This window comes from Mesorhizobium sp. M0615 (genome assembly GCF_040320805.1).
Lineage (GTDB): Bacteria > Pseudomonadota > Alphaproteobacteria > Rhizobiales > Rhizobiaceae > Mesorhizobium.
The window spans coordinates 1-20,560 of sequence record NZ_JAMYQI010000004.1 but is presented as its reverse complement, the minus strand read 5'-3'; the positions used below and the strand labels follow the sequence as shown (position 1 = coordinate 20,560).

General features: G+C 58.5%; 19 protein-coding genes and 2 pseudogenes. 16 read left to right on the top strand and 5 right to left on the bottom strand.

Translation table 11 applies throughout. The features are described 5' to 3' along the window. The first annotated feature begins 213 nt into the window (after positions 1–213). The 3 genes from map (at position 214) to NKI46_RS07445 (ending at position 3,244) form a co-directional block, all read left to right on the top strand. A complete protein-coding gene (map, locus tag NKI46_RS07455) occupies positions 214–1,047 on the top strand; it encodes a type I methionyl aminopeptidase (protein WP_352745570.1) in 834 nt (277 codons plus the stop codon). Positions 1,048–1,161: 114 nt separating this feature from the next. Beyond that, on the top strand, positions 1,162–1,827 hold the full coding sequence (locus NKI46_RS07450; protein ID WP_352745568.1) for a JAB domain-containing protein: 666 nt from the start codon (positions 1,162–1,164) through the stop codon (positions 1,825–1,827). A 175-nt stretch (positions 1,828–2,002) separates the two neighbouring features. Continuing rightward, entirely contained in the window at positions 2,003–3,244 is a 1,242-nt protein-coding gene (locus tag NKI46_RS07445; RefSeq protein ID WP_352745565.1) for a tyrosine-type recombinase/integrase, read from the top strand. A gap of 861 nt (positions 3,245–4,105) precedes the next feature. On the opposite strand, the gene NKI46_RS07440 is transcribed toward NKI46_RS07445, so the two are convergent. The 3 genes from NKI46_RS07440 to NKI46_RS07430 form a co-directional block, all read right to left on the bottom strand. Continuing rightward, positions 4,106–4,387: a hypothetical protein gene (locus tag NKI46_RS07440; protein WP_352745564.1), complete on the bottom strand. Its 282-nt coding sequence runs from the start codon at positions 4,385–4,387 to the stop codon at positions 4,106–4,108. Between the two features lie 135 nt (positions 4,388–4,522). Continuing rightward, positions 4,523–6,316 carry an adenylate/guanylate cyclase domain-containing protein gene (locus NKI46_RS07435; RefSeq protein ID WP_352745561.1) on the bottom strand — a complete coding sequence of 598 codons (1,794 nt, stop codon included), beginning with the start codon at positions 6,314–6,316 and terminating at the stop codon, positions 4,523–4,525. A 622-nt stretch (positions 6,317–6,938) separates the two neighbouring features. Continuing rightward, positions 6,939–7,295 carry a hypothetical protein gene (locus NKI46_RS07430; RefSeq protein ID WP_352745559.1) on the bottom strand — a complete coding sequence of 119 codons (357 nt, stop codon included), beginning with the start codon at positions 7,293–7,295 and terminating at the stop codon, positions 6,939–6,941. 315 nt (positions 7,296–7,610) lie between these two features. Here NKI46_RS07430 and NKI46_RS07425 point away from each other — a divergent pair, with 315 nt between their 5' ends. After that, positions 7,611–8,582, top strand: a complete 972-nt coding sequence (locus NKI46_RS07425; protein WP_352745557.1) for a magnesium transporter CorA family protein — start codon at positions 7,611–7,613, stop codon at positions 8,580–8,582. Between the two features lie 6 nt (positions 8,583–8,588). Further along, positions 8,589–8,786 (top strand): annotated as a pseudogene (locus NKI46_RS07420) (MucR family transcriptional regulator); the annotation flags it as partial. Between the two features lie 131 nt (positions 8,787–8,917). On the opposite strand, the gene NKI46_RS07415 reads toward NKI46_RS07420, so the two are convergent. Further along, positions 8,918–9,835: a LysR family transcriptional regulator gene (locus NKI46_RS07415; protein WP_352745554.1), complete on the bottom strand. Its 918-nt coding sequence runs from the start codon at positions 9,833–9,835 to the stop codon at positions 8,918–8,920. Between the two features lie 260 nt (positions 9,836–10,095). Between NKI46_RS07415 and NKI46_RS07410 the strand changes: the two genes are divergently transcribed. The 4 genes from NKI46_RS07410 to NKI46_RS07395 all read left to right on the top strand — a co-directional run bounded on the left by NKI46_RS07410 (position 10,096) and on the right by NKI46_RS07395 (position 13,745). Next, a complete protein-coding gene (locus NKI46_RS07410; protein ID WP_352745551.1) occupies positions 10,096–10,755 on the top strand; it encodes an ABC transporter permease in 660 nt (219 codons plus the stop codon). 13 nt (positions 10,756–10,768) lie between these two features. Next, positions 10,769–11,518 carry an ABC transporter permease gene (locus tag NKI46_RS07405; protein ID WP_352745548.1) on the top strand — a complete coding sequence of 250 codons (750 nt, stop codon included), beginning with the start codon at positions 10,769–10,771 and terminating at the stop codon, positions 11,516–11,518. Between the two features lie 51 nt (positions 11,519–11,569). Further along, a complete protein-coding gene (locus NKI46_RS07400; protein WP_352745545.1) occupies positions 11,570–12,418 on the top strand; it encodes a transporter substrate-binding domain-containing protein in 849 nt (282 codons plus the stop codon). 73 nt (positions 12,419–12,491) lie between these two features. Next, positions 12,492–13,745, top strand: coding sequence for a CapA family protein (locus NKI46_RS07395; protein ID WP_352745542.1), 1,254 nt, complete (start codon positions 12,492–12,494; stop codon positions 13,743–13,745). A gap of 16 nt (positions 13,746–13,761) precedes the next feature. Here the strand turns inward: NKI46_RS07395 and NKI46_RS07390 are convergent, their stop codons facing one another. Continuing rightward, entirely contained in the window at positions 13,762–14,274 is a 513-nt protein-coding gene (locus tag NKI46_RS07390) for a helix-turn-helix domain-containing protein (protein ID WP_352745540.1), read from the bottom strand. 165 nt (positions 14,275–14,439) lie between these two features. Here NKI46_RS07390 and NKI46_RS07385 point away from each other — a divergent pair, with 165 nt between their 5' ends. The 7 genes and pseudogenes from NKI46_RS07385 to NKI46_RS07355 all read left to right on the top strand — a co-directional run bounded on the left by NKI46_RS07385 (position 14,440) and on the right by NKI46_RS07355 (position 20,044). Next, positions 14,440–14,676, top strand: coding sequence for a helix-turn-helix domain-containing protein (locus NKI46_RS07385; protein WP_352745537.1), 237 nt, complete (start codon positions 14,440–14,442; stop codon positions 14,674–14,676). Between the two features lie 933 nt (positions 14,677–15,609). After that, positions 15,610–15,987, top strand: coding sequence for an ATP-binding protein (locus NKI46_RS07380; protein ID WP_352745535.1), 378 nt, complete (start codon positions 15,610–15,612; stop codon positions 15,985–15,987). 121 nt (positions 15,988–16,108) lie between these two features. Continuing rightward, entirely contained in the window at positions 16,109–16,756 is a 648-nt protein-coding gene (locus tag NKI46_RS07375) for an RNA-dependent RNA polymerase family protein (RefSeq protein WP_352745532.1), read from the top strand. After that, positions 16,737–17,702 carry an RNA-dependent RNA polymerase family protein gene (locus tag NKI46_RS07370; protein ID WP_352745529.1) on the top strand — a complete coding sequence of 322 codons (966 nt, stop codon included), beginning with the start codon at positions 16,737–16,739 and terminating at the stop codon, positions 17,700–17,702. Before NKI46_RS07375 ends, NKI46_RS07370 begins: the two co-directional genes overlap by 20 nt. A gap of 17 nt (positions 17,703–17,719) precedes the next feature. Further along, a pseudogene (locus NKI46_RS07365) lies at positions 17,720–17,881 on the top strand (transposase); the annotation flags it as partial. A 391-nt stretch (positions 17,882–18,272) separates the two neighbouring features. Continuing rightward, positions 18,273–19,115 carry a pentapeptide repeat-containing protein gene (locus NKI46_RS07360; RefSeq protein WP_352745526.1) on the top strand — a complete coding sequence of 281 codons (843 nt, stop codon included), beginning with the start codon at positions 18,273–18,275 and terminating at the stop codon, positions 19,113–19,115. Next, positions 19,112–20,044 (top strand): nucleotidyltransferase domain-containing protein, encoded by a 933-nt coding sequence (locus tag NKI46_RS07355; RefSeq protein ID WP_352745520.1) that lies wholly within the window; start codon positions 19,112–19,114, stop codon positions 20,042–20,044. Before NKI46_RS07360 ends, NKI46_RS07355 begins: the two co-directional genes overlap by 4 nt. Positions 20,045–20,560 lie beyond the last annotated feature (516 nt).

Here is a 20,560-nt window from a genome sequence, read left to right as displayed (position 1 = left end):
TTTTGCGCGAAAATGTGTCGTCAGTGCGATCTCGGCATTCGGAGGAGATCGCGCACCTGGATGTCATCTGAGCGGCCGCGCAAGCCAGGAATATCGCCAGTATCAGTCCATTGCCGGCAGTTCTTCCTTGAACCTTGCGGCTTGCAGTGCCAAATCTGGGGAAATTTTCTAACGGGCTGGTATGCGCCGCCCGCTTACAGGCAAACGGACACTATGGTCACCTATCTCGACGCCACCACGGCACCCCTCAGGAATACCGGCCAGATCCGCCTCTATGGCCAGGAAGGATTTGCCGGCATGCGCAAGGCCTGCGATCTCACCGCGCGCTGCCTCGATGAACTGGTGCCGATGGTCCAGCCGGGTGTCACCACCGAGACCATCGACCGTTTCGTCTTCGAATTCGGCATGGACCAAGGCGCGCTGCCGGCGACGCTCAATTATCGCGGCTACACCAAATCGTCCTGCACCTCGATCAACCACGTCGTTTGCCACGGCATTCCAGACAGCAAGCCGTTGAAGGACGGCGACATCGTCAACATCGATGTCACCTACATCCTCGACGGCTGGCACGGCGATTCCTCGCGCATGTATCCCGTCGGCACCATCAAGCGCGCCGCCGAACGCCTGCTCGAAGTCACCCACGGGTGCCTGATGCGCGGCATCGCGGCGGTCCGGCCCGGCGCCCGCACCGGCGCCATCGGCGCCGCCATCCAGACCTATGCCGAGGCAGAGCGCTGCTCGGTGGTGCGCGATTTCTGCGGCCACGGCGTTGGCCAGCTGTTCCACGACGCACCCAACATCCTGCACTATGGCACCGCCTCGGAAGGCGTCGAGATGCGGCCGGGCATGATCTTCACCATCGAGCCCATGATCAATCTTGGCCGGCCGCATGTGAAAGTGCTGTCGGACGGCTGGACGGCGGTGACGCGCGACCGCTCGCTGTCGGCGCAGTACGAACACACGATCGGCGTCACCGAAACTGGCTGCGAGATTTTCACCCTGTCGCCAAACAAGCTCGACCGCCCCGGCCTGCCGCCGGTCAGCTGAAAACAAGATCGCCTCAAAGCCGCAGCTTTGAGGCGCCGTCGCCGAAAAAACTCGACCGCGCGCTGCTTACCGCTCTAATCTGCCGTCGAAGCCTTCGGGGAGTGTGGGGGATGGATGGGGAACAGCGGTGACGACGAACGGGGGTTCTTCTCCGAGCGGTGGCTTGAACCACCGGCGAAGGACAAGGCACCAAGAGACAAATCGACGGAGAAGCCACACTATCACGGCCATCGCGACCGTTTGCGCGAGCGCTTCGTTGCCGGCGGCGCGGACGCCCTGCCCGACTACGAACTTCTCGAACTGCTGCTGTTTCGCCTGATCCCGCGCGTCGACACCAAGCCGATCGCCAAGGCGCTCTTGGCGCGCTTCGGCACTTTTGGCGAAGTGCTTGGCGCACCGATAGCGCTGCTGCAGGAGGTGAAGGGCATCGGCCCCGCCGTGGCGGTCGACCTGAAGGTGATTGCCGCTGCCGCGCAGCGCATGGCGCGGACCGAGGTTCGCGACCGCGAGGTGCTGTCCAACTGGACGCAGCTTCTTGCGTACTGCCGCTCGGCGATGGCGTTCGAGAACCGCGAACATTTCCGCATCTTGTTTCTCGACAAGAAGAACGTGCTGATCGCCGACGAGGTACAGCAGGTCGGCACCGTGGACCACACGCCGGTCTATCCGCGCGAAGTGATCAAGCGCGCGCTGGAACTATCGGCCAGCGCCGTCATCCTGGTGCATAACCATCCAAAAGTGCCTATTTCGATCCCGCAGGATCACGCTCTATCCCGCTGATTCATCTGTATTTTCTGACTTGTCGTAGGCCCGGCTAGTGTGGCAGATTCGGGGTGGTTTTCGGGGGATCAAAACCCCTTCAGACCCCAGTTGCCGGCCCTTCTTTTTTTGGTGGGTATAAACCCCACTCCTCATCCGTCGGCAAAGCCCACTCTCAACCCAAGGGAGAACAAGCATGCCGAATATTTCAGACGGAGAAATACGCGCCGCAATCAGGCGGATCGAACAAAGTGGAAAGCAGGAAACGCTTGTTGATGGCGACGGGCACGGCACCGGCCGGCTCATACTCATTCTCAAGCCCATGCCGACTCGCGTGACGGCCGATTGGATGGCGCAACAATGGCGGGACAAGAAGCGCGTCAAAAAGAAGATCGGATCCTACCCGTCGATGTCCCTCGCCACGGCGCGCGAGATTTTCGACCGCGATTTTGCAAGACTTATTCAGAAGGGCCGGAGCATTAAGATCGCGACCGACGCACGGGCCGGGACTGTCCAAGACCTTTTCTCAGGCTATGTCGCCGCCCTCAAGAGCGCGGGCAAGCCCTCCTGGAAAGAGACGGAAAAGGGTCTCAACAAAATAGCCAACACGCTCGGCCGCCACCGGCTTGCCCGCGAAATTGATCCTGAGGAAATTGTGGAGGTGATCCGGCCGATCTATGAGCGCGGCGCCCGCGCCATGGCGGACCACGTCAGAAGCTATGTCCACGCCGCCTATAGCTGGGGCATGAAATCCGAACACGATTATCGGAACTCATCACCGCGCAGGTTCCGGATTCCGTTCAATCCCGCTTCCGCGATTCCGACCGAGCCGAAGGTGCGGGGCACACGCTGGCTCGGTGAGGCCGAATTCGCCCGTCTCTATTGGTGGCTCGACTGCCCTGACGTCCCGGTCCACCCCTCCTATCCGCGCGCAATCCAACTCATCATGCTCACCGGGCAACGCGTTGAAGAGATCGCACGTCTCCATGTGGAACAATGGGATGCGGCCGAAAAGATAATAGACTGGTCGAAGACGAAAAACGATCAGCCGCACGCCGCGCCCGTACCGTCCCTGGCTGCAGAACTCATCGAGTCCATCACTCCGAACGAATATGGCTGGTACTTCCCATCGGCAAACGATCCATTCCGGCCGGTCAGCCACGGCTCGCTCTACAGTTTCGTATGGCGGCAACGGGACCGCGGGGTCATACCTTTCGCGACCAACCGAGACCTACGGCGGACCTTCAAAACCCTCGCAGGCAAAGCCGGCATCTCGAAGGAAATCCGCGACCGCCTGCAGAACCATGCGCTACAGGATATCAGTTCGAAGAGCTACGATCGCTGGACCTACATGCCTGAGAAGCGCGCAGCGATGAAGAAATGGGACGCATATGTCAGAAAGATGCTGGCACGGAACACATTCACGCTGGCGGCATGAATGCGTATCCTCTCGGATGACTGGGACGTCATGCTCAGCGCGCTTTTTCGAAGGCCCCAGCGACGGCGCCACATCTGGAGCCGTTGGCAGGGCGATGCCCGACGGTTGATCGACGGAGACGGGCCTCGTGCTTACTATTCCGCGGCACGCAGCCGAAAGCAGGCGATCGTATAGGCTTCTGGCATTGGACCAAAGTCGCCTCGGAAATCGCAAGGCTCTCCACCATTTGCCGAGATAGACCGGCTGTCCTTCAGCGCATTACGATGAGGAGCCACCGACCGATCGAAGTCGCGCCGAAGGCCGGGCTCGTTCCTTCATGGAATTGAAATCTGCGCAGTAGAAAGGCAACTCGGCCGGAGCGCACGGTGCGTCAGCAGGCGAGGAACCGACAATGGCGATCCGTCCAATCCATCATCGGGGCCACGGCCACTCTATGGTCTTGATTTTTGCATTTTTTCTTTAACATCAAATCGTTAGAACCTGACGAGTGCACACGAATTTACGCCAGAATACGACCCTTTTCGCCACGTTTCGATCTCTCAGTGCACACGGAGCGCACACGAAAAAATGGCCACCTACACAAAGCTCTCGTCCGGTTCCTGGCGTGTCCAAGTCCGTCGCAAAGGTCGCTACGTCAGCGAGACCTTCCTGCGCCGAGACGACGCCCGGCGTTGGGCCACCGAAACCGAGCGCCAGGTCGATCGAGGTGAGACGCCGACCAAGTCCCGCATAGCGCGCCTTAAAACCTTCGGCGAACTGATAAACCTTCATATCGACGACATGTGCGATGTAGGCAAGTCCCCGCGCCGCTCCAAGGCCGCGGCCCTCGATATGCTCCAACGGCATTTGGGGAAGTGCAACCTAGCAGCGCTCGACCGCGAACGGCTCATTCGTTTTGGTCGTGAGCGCGCCGCCCAAGGTGCCGGACCGATGACCCTCGGTATCGACATCGGCTTTATAAAACTTGTTCTTACTCACGCCGCTGCGGTCCACGGCCTGCCCGTCAAGGTCGAACCGGTTGATTTCGCGCGTGTCGCCCTCACGAGGCTCGGTCTCGTTGGCAAAGGCCTTCAGCGAGATAGACGACCGACACAGGATGAACTCGACAAGCTCATCGCTCACTTCGAGGCAAACGCTCGCCATAAGAGGTCTCGCACATTGCATCGAACACCGTCTGTGGATCACCCTTTCTTGTGCGCAGATGCGGCGAGGGGCAACGGTCAGTCCCCACTGCGTACCAAAGCGCTCTTGGCGTCACTCTCAGTAAAGTGTCTGTTATCACCACCCCTTGCTTGCCGCGTCGCTTGCAAGGTCGCTTGCTCCCGGAAGGCCAGCATTGCGAAAACCCTCAACCAGACGCTTCTGCAACCGTTGATCTTCAAAGGGCTGGGTGGTGGCGAAAGTACTGATCAGCCAATTGGGGTCGATGCGAAGGATGTTCGTGGCGGCGGACTGAGCGGCATCTATCTGTCCAAGTTCTGCATTCGCGACAGCCAACACGTGGTAGCTGTAGATGTAATCGGGATCCATCTTCGTCGCCTCGATGGCGGTTTTGATAGCATCGTCGTGCCGGTCCATCAGCAGATAGGCATAGGCCATGTCGCCGACGTACCACGCTGGACAAATCGGGCAGAGCCTTCGAGCCCTTTGCAACAGCGGCAGCGCGTCATGTGGTTTGTTTGAGAACAGTGCAACGTTGGCCGCAACTGCCGTAGCGAAACTGTGATTGGGACCGAGCAGCATTGCCTTTTCGGCCAACAAAAAGGCCTCGTCCAGCTTCCTTAGCGAAATGTGGAGAAAAGCTAGCAGCGCCAGCGTATCTGGGTTCGTGCCGTCAATCGAGCGTGCTTTCTCAAGGGCATCCGACGCCTGCGCAAGTGCCGTGTCTGGGTCATCGGTCCAACCGTTGAACGCCTCGTTCCAATAAGACCAACCAAGCAGCGCCCAGGCGACGGCGTAGTTTGCGTCATGCTGCAAGGCGCGTTGCGCCAGCCGACGCGCCGGAAGAACATCCTCCCGGCGGTGGCTTTCAAGGAGTTCTGGGGCCTGAATGGCGGCTTCCCAAGCTTCTAGATTGGCCGTCCCACTGGCCCACAGTCGGGCTCGCTCTCCCTCGGTCAACTCGACCTGAAGAGCTGCCGTGACCTGGCGTGTGATCTCGTCCTGGAGATCGAAGACGTCCTGTACCTGCCGATCATAACGGTCGGCCCAGATGTGGTTACTCGTCGTCGCATCGATCAGCTGCGCGGTGATACGAAGTCGATTGCCGGCTCGGCGGACACTACCTTCTAGAACATAGCGCACACCTTGTTCGCGCCCCACCTGCTTCACATCAACGGGGTGTCCTTTGTAAGTAAACGTCGAATTTCGGGCGACGACAAACAGCTTCGAAAGCTTCGAGAGGGCGGTAATAATATCCTCACTAATGCCGTCAGAAAGGTGCTCCTGCTCCGGATCACCCGACATGTTCGTGAAAGCGAGAACCGCAATCGATGGCTTGTCCGGCATTGCCGGCGCCGGATGTGCAGTACGCTCTTCAGTCCTGTCTGCTCCGGCGCGATAAACCCGCACCGGCTTCACGATGTTCTTGAGTGCGTGATCGCCGAGGTCGTGGAACCTCAGTGCCAATTTGCCGGCGATATGATCATGCACAGTGCCCGAGACGTAGATGCCGCCAGGCTCTGCCAGACCCTCCAGCCGTGCGGCGATGTTGACGCCGTCGCCATAGATATCCTGACCCTCGACGATAACGTCACCCAAGTTTACGCCGATCCGCAGGATGATGCGCCGGGCCTCCGACCCGCCCTGATTAGCTGCGGCGAAACCCTTCTGCAGTGCGACCGCGCACTGCACCGCATCGACCGCGCTGGCGAACTCCACTAAGACGCCGTCTCCCATCAGTTTGACGATCCGCCCATGATGCTGGGTTACCAGCGGTGCCAGCACATCCCGCCGCCGCGCCTTCAAGGCCGCCAGGGTTCCGGCCTCATCCTGCTCCATGAGCCGCGAGTAGCCGACGACATCGGCGGCGAGGATCGCGGCAAGGCGGCGTTGGACGCGTTCTTCGGCCATAGGCTAGTTTGCCCGTCAAAACTGGAGGACGGGGAATTGTACGGGCCATCCGCCGATATGTCCACGAGAGACGGCCAGCAGGTCGGGCCGTAGTTCAGGAGAGCGACCGCGCGACGGTTCTCGACCTGTCAGATCAGGAACAGGCGCCGAACTCGTCGGGGTATCAAGCCTCGGGTTAGACCATTCTTGGTCACACCCGTTTGCGCAAATGGCCGCCTCGATTGTGACGCCCCCGTTCGATGAGCATTTCGACTAATGAGCTCTGGGACCAAAGGTGCTGGCCGCTGTCCAGTGAAATTGTCGGATGGATGCGGGAGGCCATCGGATCGCTTGATGGCTGGGGGTTCACCCGGAATGGCAGCGAGAGACAAAGTATGTCTTTCCGGTGAGAAATTCTTCGACGACCTGCATGGTGATATTAGACAATCCGGCTCGGCACGACTTTCCTGTGGGTCGATTAAGTGATTCAAATCGCGTATTTATCGACAGTTACCTTCAAGGACGAAATGGCGAACGCTGGCGACAATCTAAATAGGCTTACCGCACCAATGTGATTCAGAATACCTCTCCGAGCTCTACTCTGCGGTGTCAAGTTTGGTGCACCGACGCGACGATCTCTGGGCTACTTAGAGAACCATCGGTCTCGATTGGACCCACTGGCATTGATGGTGACACCCAGTAGCAGACCCATTGCAGCGCCGATTATGAAGGCTGTCGACACAGTGCCCGGATTGTCCTGGACGGCCCCCGAAACAGATTGAGCCCCGCTCCGAAGCGCCTGAGCTGTACGGCCGGTCCGATCGGCAGCGCTGTCATACCAGGCTGTGGCTTCCTCGACGACCTCTTCTGCGCGCTCAGCAAGCGTCCGATTGATCTTGTTAATCTCGCGCTTCAACTGAGCAACCTGCTTCTCCAAGGCTTCCTGAGCTTCACGCTGCGTCGGCCTGGATGTCGCGGCTTCATTTGGGTCATCAGCCATCTTCAGACTCCTTGATTGTGAATCCTCAACGGCCAACGGCTGCGTAAGGTTCCTAAGGGGACTGCCGTCCGGTTCAGCACGCTTTCTGTGCAGCCTCCAGCGAGCGGCGCCGGCTTTTCCAAGCGGCAGGAAGTAAAAATGAGCGGTCAGATCAGCAGTAGACGAATGCCGACTGGCGCCCCCGGCAGGGCGCGGCGATTCAGATTTGGTGGTTACTCAGGGGTGTGGAGTGCGAACGGGCTTTGGAACCTTAGTGGTTGTGGACTGTTGAAATAGTTATTCGGATGCCGCTTCTTCCACGCAAGCCGGCCTTTCATGGCACTTCCGGAAATGTTGAGCATATATCCGCAGAGCAACTCCCCGAAAGCGACCATAAGGGCGCTCTGGCTGGATCTTATCGACCCCGATACGGGCGAGGTGAAAGAGGTCGAGGGGGTGGCCGGCGTTGCCCTCCCCAGCCGGGAAAATCTCAGCGAGATCGAAAGCTCCAGCCGACTAAAAGCCCGCGACGGCGTGCTTACCATGAGCGTTCCGATAGTCACCCATGTCGAAGGCGGCCCGCCGCTGGTTGCTCCCCTCGGCTTTGTGCTGTCGCGCGACCGCTTGATCACCGTGCGCTTCTCGGCTTTGCCGGCCTTTGACGCGGTTGCCAGGCGCTTCACCGATTCCGGCGAGCCGCCGACCTCGAGCCTTGAGGTGTTCCTCGATCTCTGTGATGAGCTTGTCGACCGCCTCGCCGACGGCCTTGAGCAGGCAGCGACTGACCTGCGCACCCTCTCTGCAACCGCCTTTCATGTCCCCGATAGCCAAGGCCGTAAGGCGATCCGCTCAAACAATGTCATTCGCGCCCAACTCCGCCATGTTGGCAGGCTGGGTGACGCTCTCTCGGAAAAGCGCGATGCGTTACTTGCCCTTGGACGCGCTATCGACTTCGCGTGCGGGATGACCGCAGGCTGGAGCGATGGAGAACTCGCGTCGCGTATGGACGGCCTCCAGCTCGACGTAGCGTCGCTCGACAATTATGAGGTTCATCTCTCTGACAAGGTCCAGTTCCTGCTGGACGCCATGGTTGGACTGATCGGCATTGCGCAAAACGACATCTTCAAGATCCTGACCATCGTCTCGATCGTCGGCATTCCTCCAACCTTGATGGCGAGCATCTATGGCATGAATTTCAAGAACATACCTGAATTCGACTGGGCTTTCGGCTATCCCTATGGTTTGGGGATGATCGGTCTCAGCGCAATTATTCCGCTGGTGTGGTTCAAGTGGCGGGGTTGGTTCTAGGGGTCCTTAGGCACCCACTACGATCTGACGCCAGATGCGTACCGCGCGAAATGGGGCCTGCCCTCCGATTATCCCATGGTTGCGCCGAACTATCCTGCGGCCCGATCGGCGATGGCGAAGGCGATCGGCCTGGGACGGAAGGCCGTAGCGCCAGAGCCTGAAGCGGCAGCGAAGCGCCGCAAGATCGGCATCAAGACCAGCTGACGTCGGGCTATTTTGCTCAAAAGGCCCGCGTTCTGTTGCAGGGGCGCGGACTGATCGTTTTCTGACAGGATGAACCCTTACCTCCTGTTCAAAGGCAGCCGCTGTCGAGGACACCATCTCTCAAGAGATGATCAACCTCTCGCAGGCGGCTCCGTGGAAAAAGCAGCGATGATCGCCTCGAGCGATACCTTCAACGCGTTGGAAAAGGTCCTGCCCTTCTGCCAAATCGCGACGTAGTGATAGAGCGCGGAAGGTTCCACTGGCTTTATTCCTAGGTGAAACGCCTCGTACTCACGCGCAATGATCTCGTTGGTGATCGAAATGCCCAGGCCAGCCGAGACGTATCCGGCTTCGTGACCGTTGCAATCGAATTCCACCAGTATGTCCGGCTCAACGCCGGCGAAGCGCATGGCATTGAAGTTCATTTGGTGGGCGGAGAACTGGGGATCGATATCGACGATCGTTTCGCCTGCCAGGTCTTGAGCCTCGATACAGGTTCGTTTTGAGAAACGGTGATCGGGATGAAAGATGCATACGTTTTGTGCCGACCCAAGCGGCGCCCATTCAAACAGACTTGCGTCCAGCGGCAGTCTCGAGATTCCAAGATCCGCCCGACCTGCCAGGATGTGCTCACCGATCTGCTCGTAGCTTCCTGAAATCGACCGGACGTTCGAAGCGGTCTTTGAGTGGATGATCGCCACGACCTTGGGCAAGGTCACGAAACCGAAAACAGAAGGCGCGGCAATCGCGATCCGTTGCTTTTCCTCGTTCTTCATTGCGAAGATCGACGCTTCCAGCCGATCCAGGGACGTCAGGGCAAGTTCTACGTTTCGCAGGAGTTCCCAGGCTTCCTGCAAGGGGACGATGCGGTTGGCTGATCGCTTGAACAGTGTGATGCCGAGCGTGGCCTCGAGCTGCTTCACATGTTGACTGACGGCCGGCTGGCTTATCCCGAGCCCAACCGCTGCTCGCCGTGTCGAACCGGCCCGCAACACTTCCCGGAAGACCTTCAACTGACGGAGCTTGAGGTCGCTCTGCAGAAGCTCCATCCCCGCGCACCTTTCCCTGACAACGAAGCGGATCACGCCAACCTAGGAGCAACGAACCGCCTTAGTATATAACGGTTGGTTATAGATGAAATAATAAAAATTATAGATTGAGTGTGCAATTTCAGACGTTAGAATTGGCCAATAGCTTAAATTAACTCCAAATTACAAATATAACAACTCGCAACCTAGGGTTATACGGCTTGGTCTGTGTGGGAAAAGCCTGCGTATCTTGCTGCATTGCGAGTCGAGGAAAGCGCCCCATGGGTGGTTTTACTACTCAGTTTGTTGTCGCACTCACCGTGACCATCAGCCTGGCCCTTATCAGCGGCTGCCTTGGTACGGCATTCGGGTTGTTTTTGGCGATTTCGAAGGGCACGGCAAAACCGCGCCTCATCAGCGTCGTAACGGCCTACACGACGGTTGTCCGCGGCGTACCAGAACTTCTCATTATCCTGCTCATCTACTTCGGCGGAACCACGCTCGCCAGCAAGGTCGCCGGCCGGTATGTGGAGGTGAACGCATTCACCGCAGGCGTTATCGCCCTGTCGGTCGTCTTCAGCGGTTATGCGACCGAAGTGTTCCGCGGAGCGATAGCGGCGGTGCCAGCGGGTCAAACCGAGGCGGCAAAGTCGCTTGGGCTGAATGCCTGGCAGCGCTGGGTGTTCGTCATCGGGCCGCAGATGCTGCGCCTGGCGCTGCCGGCCTATGGCAATCTCTGGATTTCGCTCTTCAAGGATACGGCGCTGGTCTCGATCGTCGGCCTGACCGACATCATGCGCGTTGCCTATGTGGGGGCCGGGTCCTTGCGCGCACCATTGACCTTCTACCTTGCGGCCTCCGCTCTCTATCTCTCGCTGACCACCGTCACGCTGCTGTCGATCCGGCTGGCTGAGCGGCGCTATCCGGCACTCGGCCGGTAGGAGGGAGCGACCCATGAACCTCGGCTTGATGTTTGACGCACTGGTTGTTCTGCCGTCGGGCGTTGGTCTCACATTGACCCTGACGGTCTTGTCGCTGACGGCCGGATTTCTTTTGTCCGTGCCGCTGGCCTTCATCCGCGCGTTCGGACGTCCCGGCCTCTCGCTCGCCGTGCTCTCATACACCTATGTGATCCGCGGAACGCCGATGCTCGTTCAGCTCTTCTTGCTTTATTACGGCCTCGCTCAGATCGAGGCGGTGCGGGACAGCATCTTCTGGGTGATCCTGCGCGACCCTTTCTGGTGCGCCCTTCTGACATTTTCGCTGAACAGCGCGGCACACACCACCGAGATCCTGTGCCGTGGTCTCCAGTCCGTGCCTAAGGGTGTCGCCGAGGCGGCCACGTCTCTGGGCTTGAAACGCTTCCAGATCGCTCGGCTGGTCACCTTCCCGATCGCTTTCCGGATATCGCTCCCGGCCTACGGCAATGAGATCGTCGGGATGATCAAGGGCTCGTCGCTCGCGAGCACCGTGACGCTGCTTGAGATCACCGGCATGGCGAGACAGATGGTGTCGACCACGTTCGCGCCGTACGAGATATTCATCGTCGCTGGAGCGATCTACCTATCGCTTACCTCGATCGCGGTGAAAGCGATCCAGTTGCTGGAGCGGTGGCTTTCGACCGATGGCCATCCGGTGCGTCGACGAAAGGCGCGAGTGCGCTCAGTCCTACCTGACCCAGAGATCACGACGCCCCTGCCCTGACGCCGCAGGTTCTGAACTCCCGTTCCATCCAAACCAACGAAGAGGTGCATCATGCGCATACCCCTGGCTATTGCTGTTTCTATCGCATCCCTGATGACGGCATTCCCGGCCGGCGCGCAAAGCGGGCGCGTCATATCGATTGCCACCGAAGGTGCTTCGCCGCCTTGGGACTCTACCGACGCGAACGGTCAACTTTACGGTTACGATATCGATGTTGGACAGGAGTTGTGCCGTCGCATCCAGATCAAATGTACCTTCGTCCCGCAGGATTGGGACGGGATCATTCCGGCACTGCTTGTCGGCAAGTTCGACGTCATCATGTCCGGCATGGCGATCACGGAAAAACGCAAGCAGAAGATCGCGTTCTCAGTTCCCTACGCCACCGGCTTCAACCAGTTCGTTGTGCGCAAGGACCTGGGTCTCGATCCTGGCGACATCAAGCAGAAGGTCAACCTCTCGAGCATCGGGGACAAGGAGAAGGCGACCATCGAACGCCTCAGATCGACACTCGCCGGCAGGGCGATCGGGGCCCTGCGCTCGTCGAATTCGGAGGCAGTCGTGAAGGAAATGCTGGGCGATGTCGTGACCATCCGCAGTTATGACAGCCAGGACAACATGAAGCTCGATCTTGCTGCAGGTCGCATCGACGGCGGTCTGGCCGACTATTTCACGTGGCGAGATTTTCTGGAGACGCCTTCCGGCTCGGATGTGGTGTTTTTCGGCCCTGAACTGAATGGCGGGCTCTGGGGTCCGGGCGTCGGCGCAGGTCTGCGCAAAGACGATACGGAGTTGCTCGCCAAGTTCAACGCGGCCATCGACGCGGCCACCAAGGATGGAACGATCAAGGCGCTGAGCCTGAAATGGTTCAAAAGCGATATCTCGCCAGCCATCTCGCAATAGAGGCAACCGACTTCGACATTGACGAGGTGCCGGCCGGAACGCCAGCGCCCTCCCCTCCTTCAAGGCGAGCTCCATGAAAGACCAGTTCTGCGCGGTCGTTACCGGCCAATCCCTGATCAAGCACGACATCCGTGACCTCAAAGACGAACGCTTCATCGCGGTTACGGACTTCCTGCGCCAAGGCGACGTCGTCTTCACCAACTTCGAGTCGACGATCCTCGGCAAGCATGGCGGGTGGCCTACCAAGGGCAAATACTTCGGCTATTCCAGGGCTGAAGTGCTCGACGCATTGCAGGCCATCGGTTTCAACGCGCTTGCGCTCGCGAACAACCACGCCTTCGATCTCGGAGCTGGCGGCATCCTCTCGACGCTGGAGGAGGTGGAAGCGCGCGGTTTCCTGCATGCCGGCATCGGGGCCAACGAAGCGGGCGCGAGGAAACCGGGCCGCCGCCGGCTGGGCGCGCGCGAGGTGGCCCTTCTTGCGATGGATGCAGGCCCCGGCCCGACCAATATGTATGCCGAAGACCGCACGGCCTTCCGCCCGGCTCGGCCCGGCGTCAATCGCCTGCACACGGTTCGCAAGATGGGGGTGCCGGATGGGCATTTCAGCAGACTGGCAAGGCTGGGCGCGCATTTGCAAAGCTCCCCCTTTGAACTGGCCAACTATGCGCAGCCGGAGGACCCGGTGGCGGTGTCGGCGGGCACGGAGATTAATTTCTACGGAACCGTCTTCACGCAAGCCGCCGACTTCGGCCGTCTGATCGAAGTCGATCAGCAGAGTGCAAGTGTACATCTGGCCGCCATCCGGCACGCCGCGGCACAAGGCGATTTCGTGATCGCCTATCTGCACCATCATCATTGGGAACCAGGTTGGCAGGACGTTCCGCGCTGGGTGCAGACCTTTGCCAGGATGTGCATCGACGCCGGCGCGAACCTCTTCGTCAGCCACGGCGCGCCGGTGCTGCAAGCCGTGGAAATCTACAAGGACTCGCCGATCTTCTACGGCCTCGGAAACTTCCTATTCCACGTCCACCCCGACGAAACCGAATGGGACCCACCGGAAGTCTGGCAAAGCATTGTGGCCGCGTGCCGCTATGATGCGGGCGGACGCCTGGAAGGAATAGACCTCCTGCCCGTCGTCATCGGGGCGGAAGCTCAGTCCCTTGGATCAGCAACAGGCAGATTGGTGCCCGTCGCCGTCACGGGAAGCGCGGCGCGAGAAATCCTCGAAGGATTCGCGACCCGCTCGCGGGCGTTCGGCGTCGAAATCGAAGTGTCCTCGGCTAGCGGCCGCATCGCCCTGCCCGCTGCACGAAAATTCGGCTGACGGCCCCAACCGGCCGTCAGACGGTCTTGCATTCGGCTGGCGCGGATTCGCCGGCCGTCTCGCTATCCGCCTTTGTGTCCAGCAGGGCCAGTTCTTCACCTAACGCTGCGATCAGGGACGAAACGCGACCGCGCACACGCGGCGGAAGATTCACCAGCCCCTCAATCAGGCGCCGACCCTCCGCGCTGGCAATGAAATCCAGGCGCTCATCGACCGGCAGGGGCCGCGCCTCGACGCGGGTCTCATGGTTTCCCGGCAGGCCTTCAAAGAAGCGGCCAACAGGAACGCCGAGCGAGATGGCTATCTCGTAGAGCATCGACGCGCTCACACGATTCCGCGCGTTCTCGTATTTCTGAAGCTGCTGGAAGCTGATGCCTATGGACCGGGCAAGCTGGGCTTGCGAGACGTCCGATTGGACGCGAACCGTTGCGACCTGCCTGCCGACATGCTGGTCGGCGGGATGCGGCTCGCTTTCGATCTTCGGCTTTGGCCCCGTCCGAAAGTGGACGGAGCGTTGCGGTTTCAACAAGGCCTTTTGATCCTCCACAAGTCAGTCGCATAGATAGTCTGTCGCGTACGTGCGGGCTCCTCGCACCGATGTTATCTGCAGGTCGGCTCGCCATTTTATACACCTTAGACGGTTCAAAATAACCCTATCAGTGGCAAAGAAAATCTGCCTGCCGATTGTGGACGCATGGTCAGTCCACGACAGATTCGAGCCGCACGGGCTTTGCTTGGTTGGTCGCAGCAGGAGCTTGCTGACAAGGCAATTGTGTCGCTGAATGCGTTGGTCCGGTTGGAAAACGGCAAGGTGGATTCCCGGATCAGCACTTTGCAGGCCATTGAAGCGGCTCTCACAAAAGCAGGTGTCGAATTCTTGTCCGCTGGTCAAAAGGGGGAAGGTGTTCGGCTCTTAGATCCTCTGGTTTGAATGTTCAGTTAGGGAAAGAAGGGGTCCGGCCGCACGGGGCTGTGATCTAGCCATTGCAATTGACGCTCGCCTAGATCCCTCCTGCGCGTGACGAAAGGTAAAGTCGTGTTATTGTCGGAATCAGTCATGATCCGAGCTCCAGATAGCTTGGGTTGTGGTTAGGTCGAACGATGTGTTGGAGCACGTCGTTCGGCTGCGATAAGCGAACCACAAATTACGTACATACCGTACATTACGGACACCATCATTGTCAAACACTCCTGATCCTGTCGATACCAAAACCGAACGCTTCGAGTTGCGACTCTCGACTGACTTGCTTACTCGCGTTGACGAATGGCGTCGCACTCAGCCAGATCTGCCAACTAGATCGGAAGCGTTCCGCCGATTGGTGGAGGCTGGTCTAGCTTCAAAATAGTTTTCGCCCTGATAAAAGCATCTCGCTTACAAATTCGAGCGTTTCAGGGGTGCTCATGCGACCGACGGGACTTTCGATTTTATTGGATTCGAAATCGCGCACCCAAACCAGTGGGAAGCAGGTCTGAGAAATCTGTGCCTCCCGGAGCGAACACGTTTATGACGTTGGTGCAGCATCGAGCCATCCAATCGCCCCTAGCGCGATTGCAGATGTGACATTCGTTTGACGATTTACAGCCACACTGGTTGGGCGGTCGCTATCCCGACCGCGAGGTCACACTGGGCGTCTGCAAACCACATTGGCTTCCCAGCGGCTTTTGGGGCCGAAGCGGACCAGCTGCTTTGAAAGCAACTTGAGCGATTCCAGTCGCTCAGCTAGCTTGCGTAAGCTGCTCCGTCGGGTTGATCTCGCATTCGAACCGACTGTGATGATCGCGATATTTCATAGTCTTACACTTGCCTCGGCACTTTGTAGCCGAAGGAGACAAGGCGGCGACGGCGCGGAGCGCACGGGCCATCTTGCAAGGACGCAAATACGGTCTCGGCTGCCTGCTCATCACGCAACGCACGGCCAATGTAACGAAAACTATTCTGAATCAATGCAATACCATCTTCGCCATGCGGACGTTCGACGACACGGGCAAAGAATTCCTCTCTAATTATATCGGCCGCGACTATGCTGGCGTGCTTCCGAGCCTCGAAGCGCGTCACGCCGTAATTTTTGGTAAAGCTTCGTCCTGTGAAAACCCGGTGCTGGTGCGACTGAACGATCGCCAGCCCTTTCTTGAGGCGTTTCGGGCGGCACATCCGGTCCAGCCACTTCCTGCTGCGGAAATTCAAGCAGCGTTGGCACCTGCCGTGCAGGAAAATGAAGTCGGCGACCAAGTTCAGTTCTGAGCTGGACGCATGCTTGGGTTGTTTCCAACATAGGGATGGACTCGGTGGAAAGCGGAAGGCCGTTAGAGTTTCATCATCAGTCATATTCATGCTGCCACCCTAATCAACAAGCGAGGCATTAGTGGCGTTCAAGCTCTCCGTTTCAGCGCTTGAGAAAGCAATCAAGCATCTATGCAAATACGGTGACACTGATGTGTTCCCGCATTTACCGGAGCTTGCGTTCTTTCGGGACGAGAGCGCGGCCGTCGTTGCTGAGCTCAAAGAGCTTGACCTTGATTCCTATAACCCTGGAGGAGCGTTCGAGGCTCTCGCGCCGAAGAGTCGTTTCGGCTTCAGGATTACTCACCAATTAAGCGCTGTAGACACCGTCCTGCTTCTCGCCGCGGTCATAGAGATCGGCTCTCTGATCGAAGCTAGGCGACCTCATGCGAATGGTCTTGAGGCGTTTTCGTATCGTTTCGACGGGACGACTGACGGATCGGTATTCCTGCCGAACCGCACATTTAAGGATTGGCTCCATGCGCAGCAGAATCGCATTCAGCGCAGCCTCAAGATCAAGCAGGTGGTACTGACGGACATCTCGGACTTCTATGCTCGCATCAATTTTCACCGCTTGGAAAATCTGCTCGACGAGGCCGCCCCGGCGAACGGCGCGGCAAGGTATATCAAGAAGGTCATCAAGGTCATTCGGGCAAAGCAATCGTTTGGACTTCCGGTTGGCGGCACTGCGGCGAGACTGCTAGGCGGAGTTGGCACTTTCCGACACTGACAAGGCGCTCGTAGACCACGGCATCATAGTCACGCGGTTTGTCGACGACTTCCGCATCTTTCTGAACGCTGGCGATAATCCGTACGACGTCTTGAGCTTTCTTGCGCAACAACTCAGCATAAACGAGGGCCTATCACTCAACGCCGCAAAGACGAGGGTCATGACGCGGGCGGCGTATTTGGAAACGCTCAAGGGACTGACGAGCGACATATCAGAGGAAGCGCAGGGAGAGGCGCTCGAAACTTTAACCGCAGACATCTACTTCGAAGAGTCGCCGGACCCTGAGGATTTAGAGGCCCTCAAAGCCCTTAATTTGCTTGGTTTCCTTCAGGAGGAAATAGGCAAAGAGGACTATGACGTTGGCCGGATCAAAGTGATTTTCCGTGCTCTTAAAATTGCGAAGCCCTCGGACGCCATCGAATACATTATAGCGAACTTCTCCGAACTTGTGGTGTTTGCTAAGGAGGTCAGCCTCTTGATGCAGGCGCTAGAGGAGGATTCCCCTGGTTGCTTCAACGGTCTCACGGATGGCGTTGTTGCGGCGATCTTGGAACCTCCGGCCTCCAGCGTCCAACTGATCCGGACCTGGCTGCTAGAGCTGTTCGTTCGCGGCACCGTCCCTATCGCCGCAGTCCAATTCAAGCAGATCGAAAGCCTTCCGTCTCTATTGGACAAGAGGCAGCTTCACATCATCCGGAGCAGGACGAATAACAAGCATTTTTTTCGCATGAACAAAGCCGCTGTTGGACAAATTCCGCCCTTCGAGCAGCCAGCATTCATTTCTGGCGCGGTTTGCTTACCGAAGGACGAATATGAAAACTGGCTCGTCACGCTCAAACCGATCTTTTCAGGACCGACCTGCCACCTATTCCTTAAATGGACGAAGTCCAACAAGGAAAAGTTGATTGCAAAGCTAGGCGCTTCAGTGGATGACCCAGTGGAATAGCGCATATCTAATCGCAATACCTGTCACGCTACACTCATCGCCTCGCGATCTCCAACAGCCGGCTGATCGCGCTCGAGGTCGGCGTGATGTTCCGATACAAGGACTGCCGCCGCAACGGGAAAGAGTGCTACTGGACCATGACGTTCGATCCGGGTGGGTTCATTCGCCGCTTCCTGCTGAAACACGGACTTCGCAATATCCAGACCGATTGTCGTAACGTTGCTCATCATAGCGCTCCTCCAACTCTATCCCGCGATCATACCGCAGGAAGGGAGGAGAGCCGTCCACCGCATCAGAAGCGGACTGGCAGGTTTCGGGCTGCCGACAAAAGATGTCTGCCGATCATTTGCGCTGCGGAGCGCGGAAACGAGAAACCGATGAAAGCATTCACGCACGGCACTACGGGCACCTAAGCCTCAGTTGCCTTCGTGAGCGCTTTGCGCTGTACTTCCATCTAAGACGATCCAGTCTGCCGTCCGTCGGGATGGAAAGGGGCACTCCGGTTTGCTAAGCAACCTGTTCAGGCTAGATGGCACGCCGACCATCCTCGCGGCAGGAGAAATGCCGTCGATGTCGCCTGGCGACACGGTTGCCAATATTGTCTTTCCGGCCGGCGCCTGGATCCCACCCACTCGAAAAATAAAGAACGTAACCTTCCGAAATGTCGCCTTCTCCAAGAATACAATCTCAAGGGTAACGTTTACCGATTGCACGTTCGAGGACTGCCTATTCACCGGCGCCAATCTTGACGAGGTCGAGTTTCATGGCTGCGACCTCGTTAACTGCACTCTCTGGAAAATTCGCCTGACCCGGGTGTACCTGCGCCCCGAACGGGTGAAGTTTGCCCGCAGATTTCGGGTGGAGGCGGCAAATGTCGGCATTTCGGTTTTCCAAGCCATGCTCTCAAACTTCGCCGAGGAGCGCCAGGACCTCTTCTTCATGCAGGCCGACATCAGGTTCCGACGCTGGGCACGATATCAAATTTGGCATGATTTGCGAGAAGAGAAGAAGACGACGCGAGAGGCTTGGTGGGGGTGGATATGCAGCACTATGCATGAAGGCCTAACTGGCTTTGGCTATCGCCCACTGCGCTTTTTCGGATGGACCTTGCTTCTCTTCCTCGCCGTCTCTTACATGAACTACGTCCTGATCGGCGACGCTATTCAAGTCGCCCGCGCGGCGGGCACGTCGGTCGCATCCGGTGTTGGTGAAGCAATGACGCAGGGGGCGCCTCCGCACGCATCCTTCATCGATTCGGTTTTCTACACGTTCTCAGTGCTAACAGTTCTCGGGTTCTCGTCCGTGACCCCGTCGTCGGATGGCGCTAAGATTCTTACAGTGCTTGAAGCATTAGCCTCGATTGGTTGGCTCGGGATTTTTACTGCAGTCTTGGTGAAGAGGTTCCTCCGTTGACGCCCCGGAAGACATCGATTCGACCCGCATCGGCCGAGGCGTTGTTTGGTTCCGCGGCACGCGGTGACGCGGACGCGCTAAGCGACCGCGACGTTCTTATCGTCGACGACGATGTCGAGTCGCTCGCCATTCGATCGGCGGACCTCGAGTCGCAGGGCGCATCTGTCGCTTCCTACACATTCGCGAAGTTGATGGCGCTCGTGGCTTGCGGTGCGCTCTTCGTTCAGCACCTCAAACTCGAGGCGCAGGTTACCAGGGACGTAGGCGGCCGCCTAACTAAGCTTCTCGCAGATTTTTCCCCCCGCGCGGACTATTCAACGGAAATCGCCGATAATGCGGCGCTCTCCGCTCTCGCAGGGACTGTGCCGACCGGTGCCAGAGGCTTGCTATTCGCCGCCGACATCCTCTATGTCGGTGTGCGCAACCACGGGGTATTAAGCCTCGCTGAACGCGGAGTCCACGTTTACGGGTTCGACGCGGTGACAGCTGGCCTCGAGTCTGAAGGCCTTGTTGCCCCAGGCGGTGCACGCTCGCTGGCCGCACTCAGGTTCCTCAAGTGTCTTTACCGAAGTGGCGAGGCGGGTCGCGGCAACGCTGTCCACGACACGGTGGAGACTGCTCTGAGCGTACTCCCACCGGAGTTCTTCCCAAGGCACATAAGGGTGCTCGCCCCCCGTGGCATAATCAGCTCGCCCCATCCAATTGGCGCCCCCGCGTATCTCGTTCTTCGAGATTTGGAGCGCCGGCTTGTTGCGCTGCAGGAGTTGGGACACGATCCTTCCTTGAACGCCGATCTAGCGCGCCTCGCTCGCTGGATCACCAACCCCAGGGCGTATGCATTGATTTCGCATCGGATCGCCCCTCGCATTCATGCCACAATAGAGCAGTTCGCGGACGAGTGCGCCCCAACCCGATCTGCAGCGGGCTAGGCGGCTACGTTGGGTTTTGGCGTTCGCCGGGCGCTGCCGATAGCCAGCCATGGCAAGTGTACGGCAGGATTTGGAACCGGCGTGGCCAGTATGTTTGGGCTCGGCACGCTTTGCCTAGCGTCCGAACCGAGCCGGGAGCTGAGCCATAGCTTTTCAGCAGCAACCGTGAGGATAGCAGCCGTTCGCTGGAGGCTCCTTCGGCAGCGACGGTCTCGGAGGCCCCCTCTTCTTGGACTCTGCCATACACTCGGCCCGAATCTGCAATTATTGATCTTGAAACCGATTGAAGCTCCCTAGCCGATGGCGCGGCCCTATCTTGTGCGCTTGGTTCAGGCATGCAAAGTACTCCATTCGTTGGTGCTTCCGGTGTCCGCAGTTTACTGCGGCTGACACCATCTTTACATGGTTGTGTGCGTCAAGTTCTGCAAAAAGGGGCGGCCATGATGCTGGTCATGCGGCTTGGCGCAGAGCGAGCTTCTTGTGCTCGCGCAGGTCGTCCATGTTGATGTATCGGTT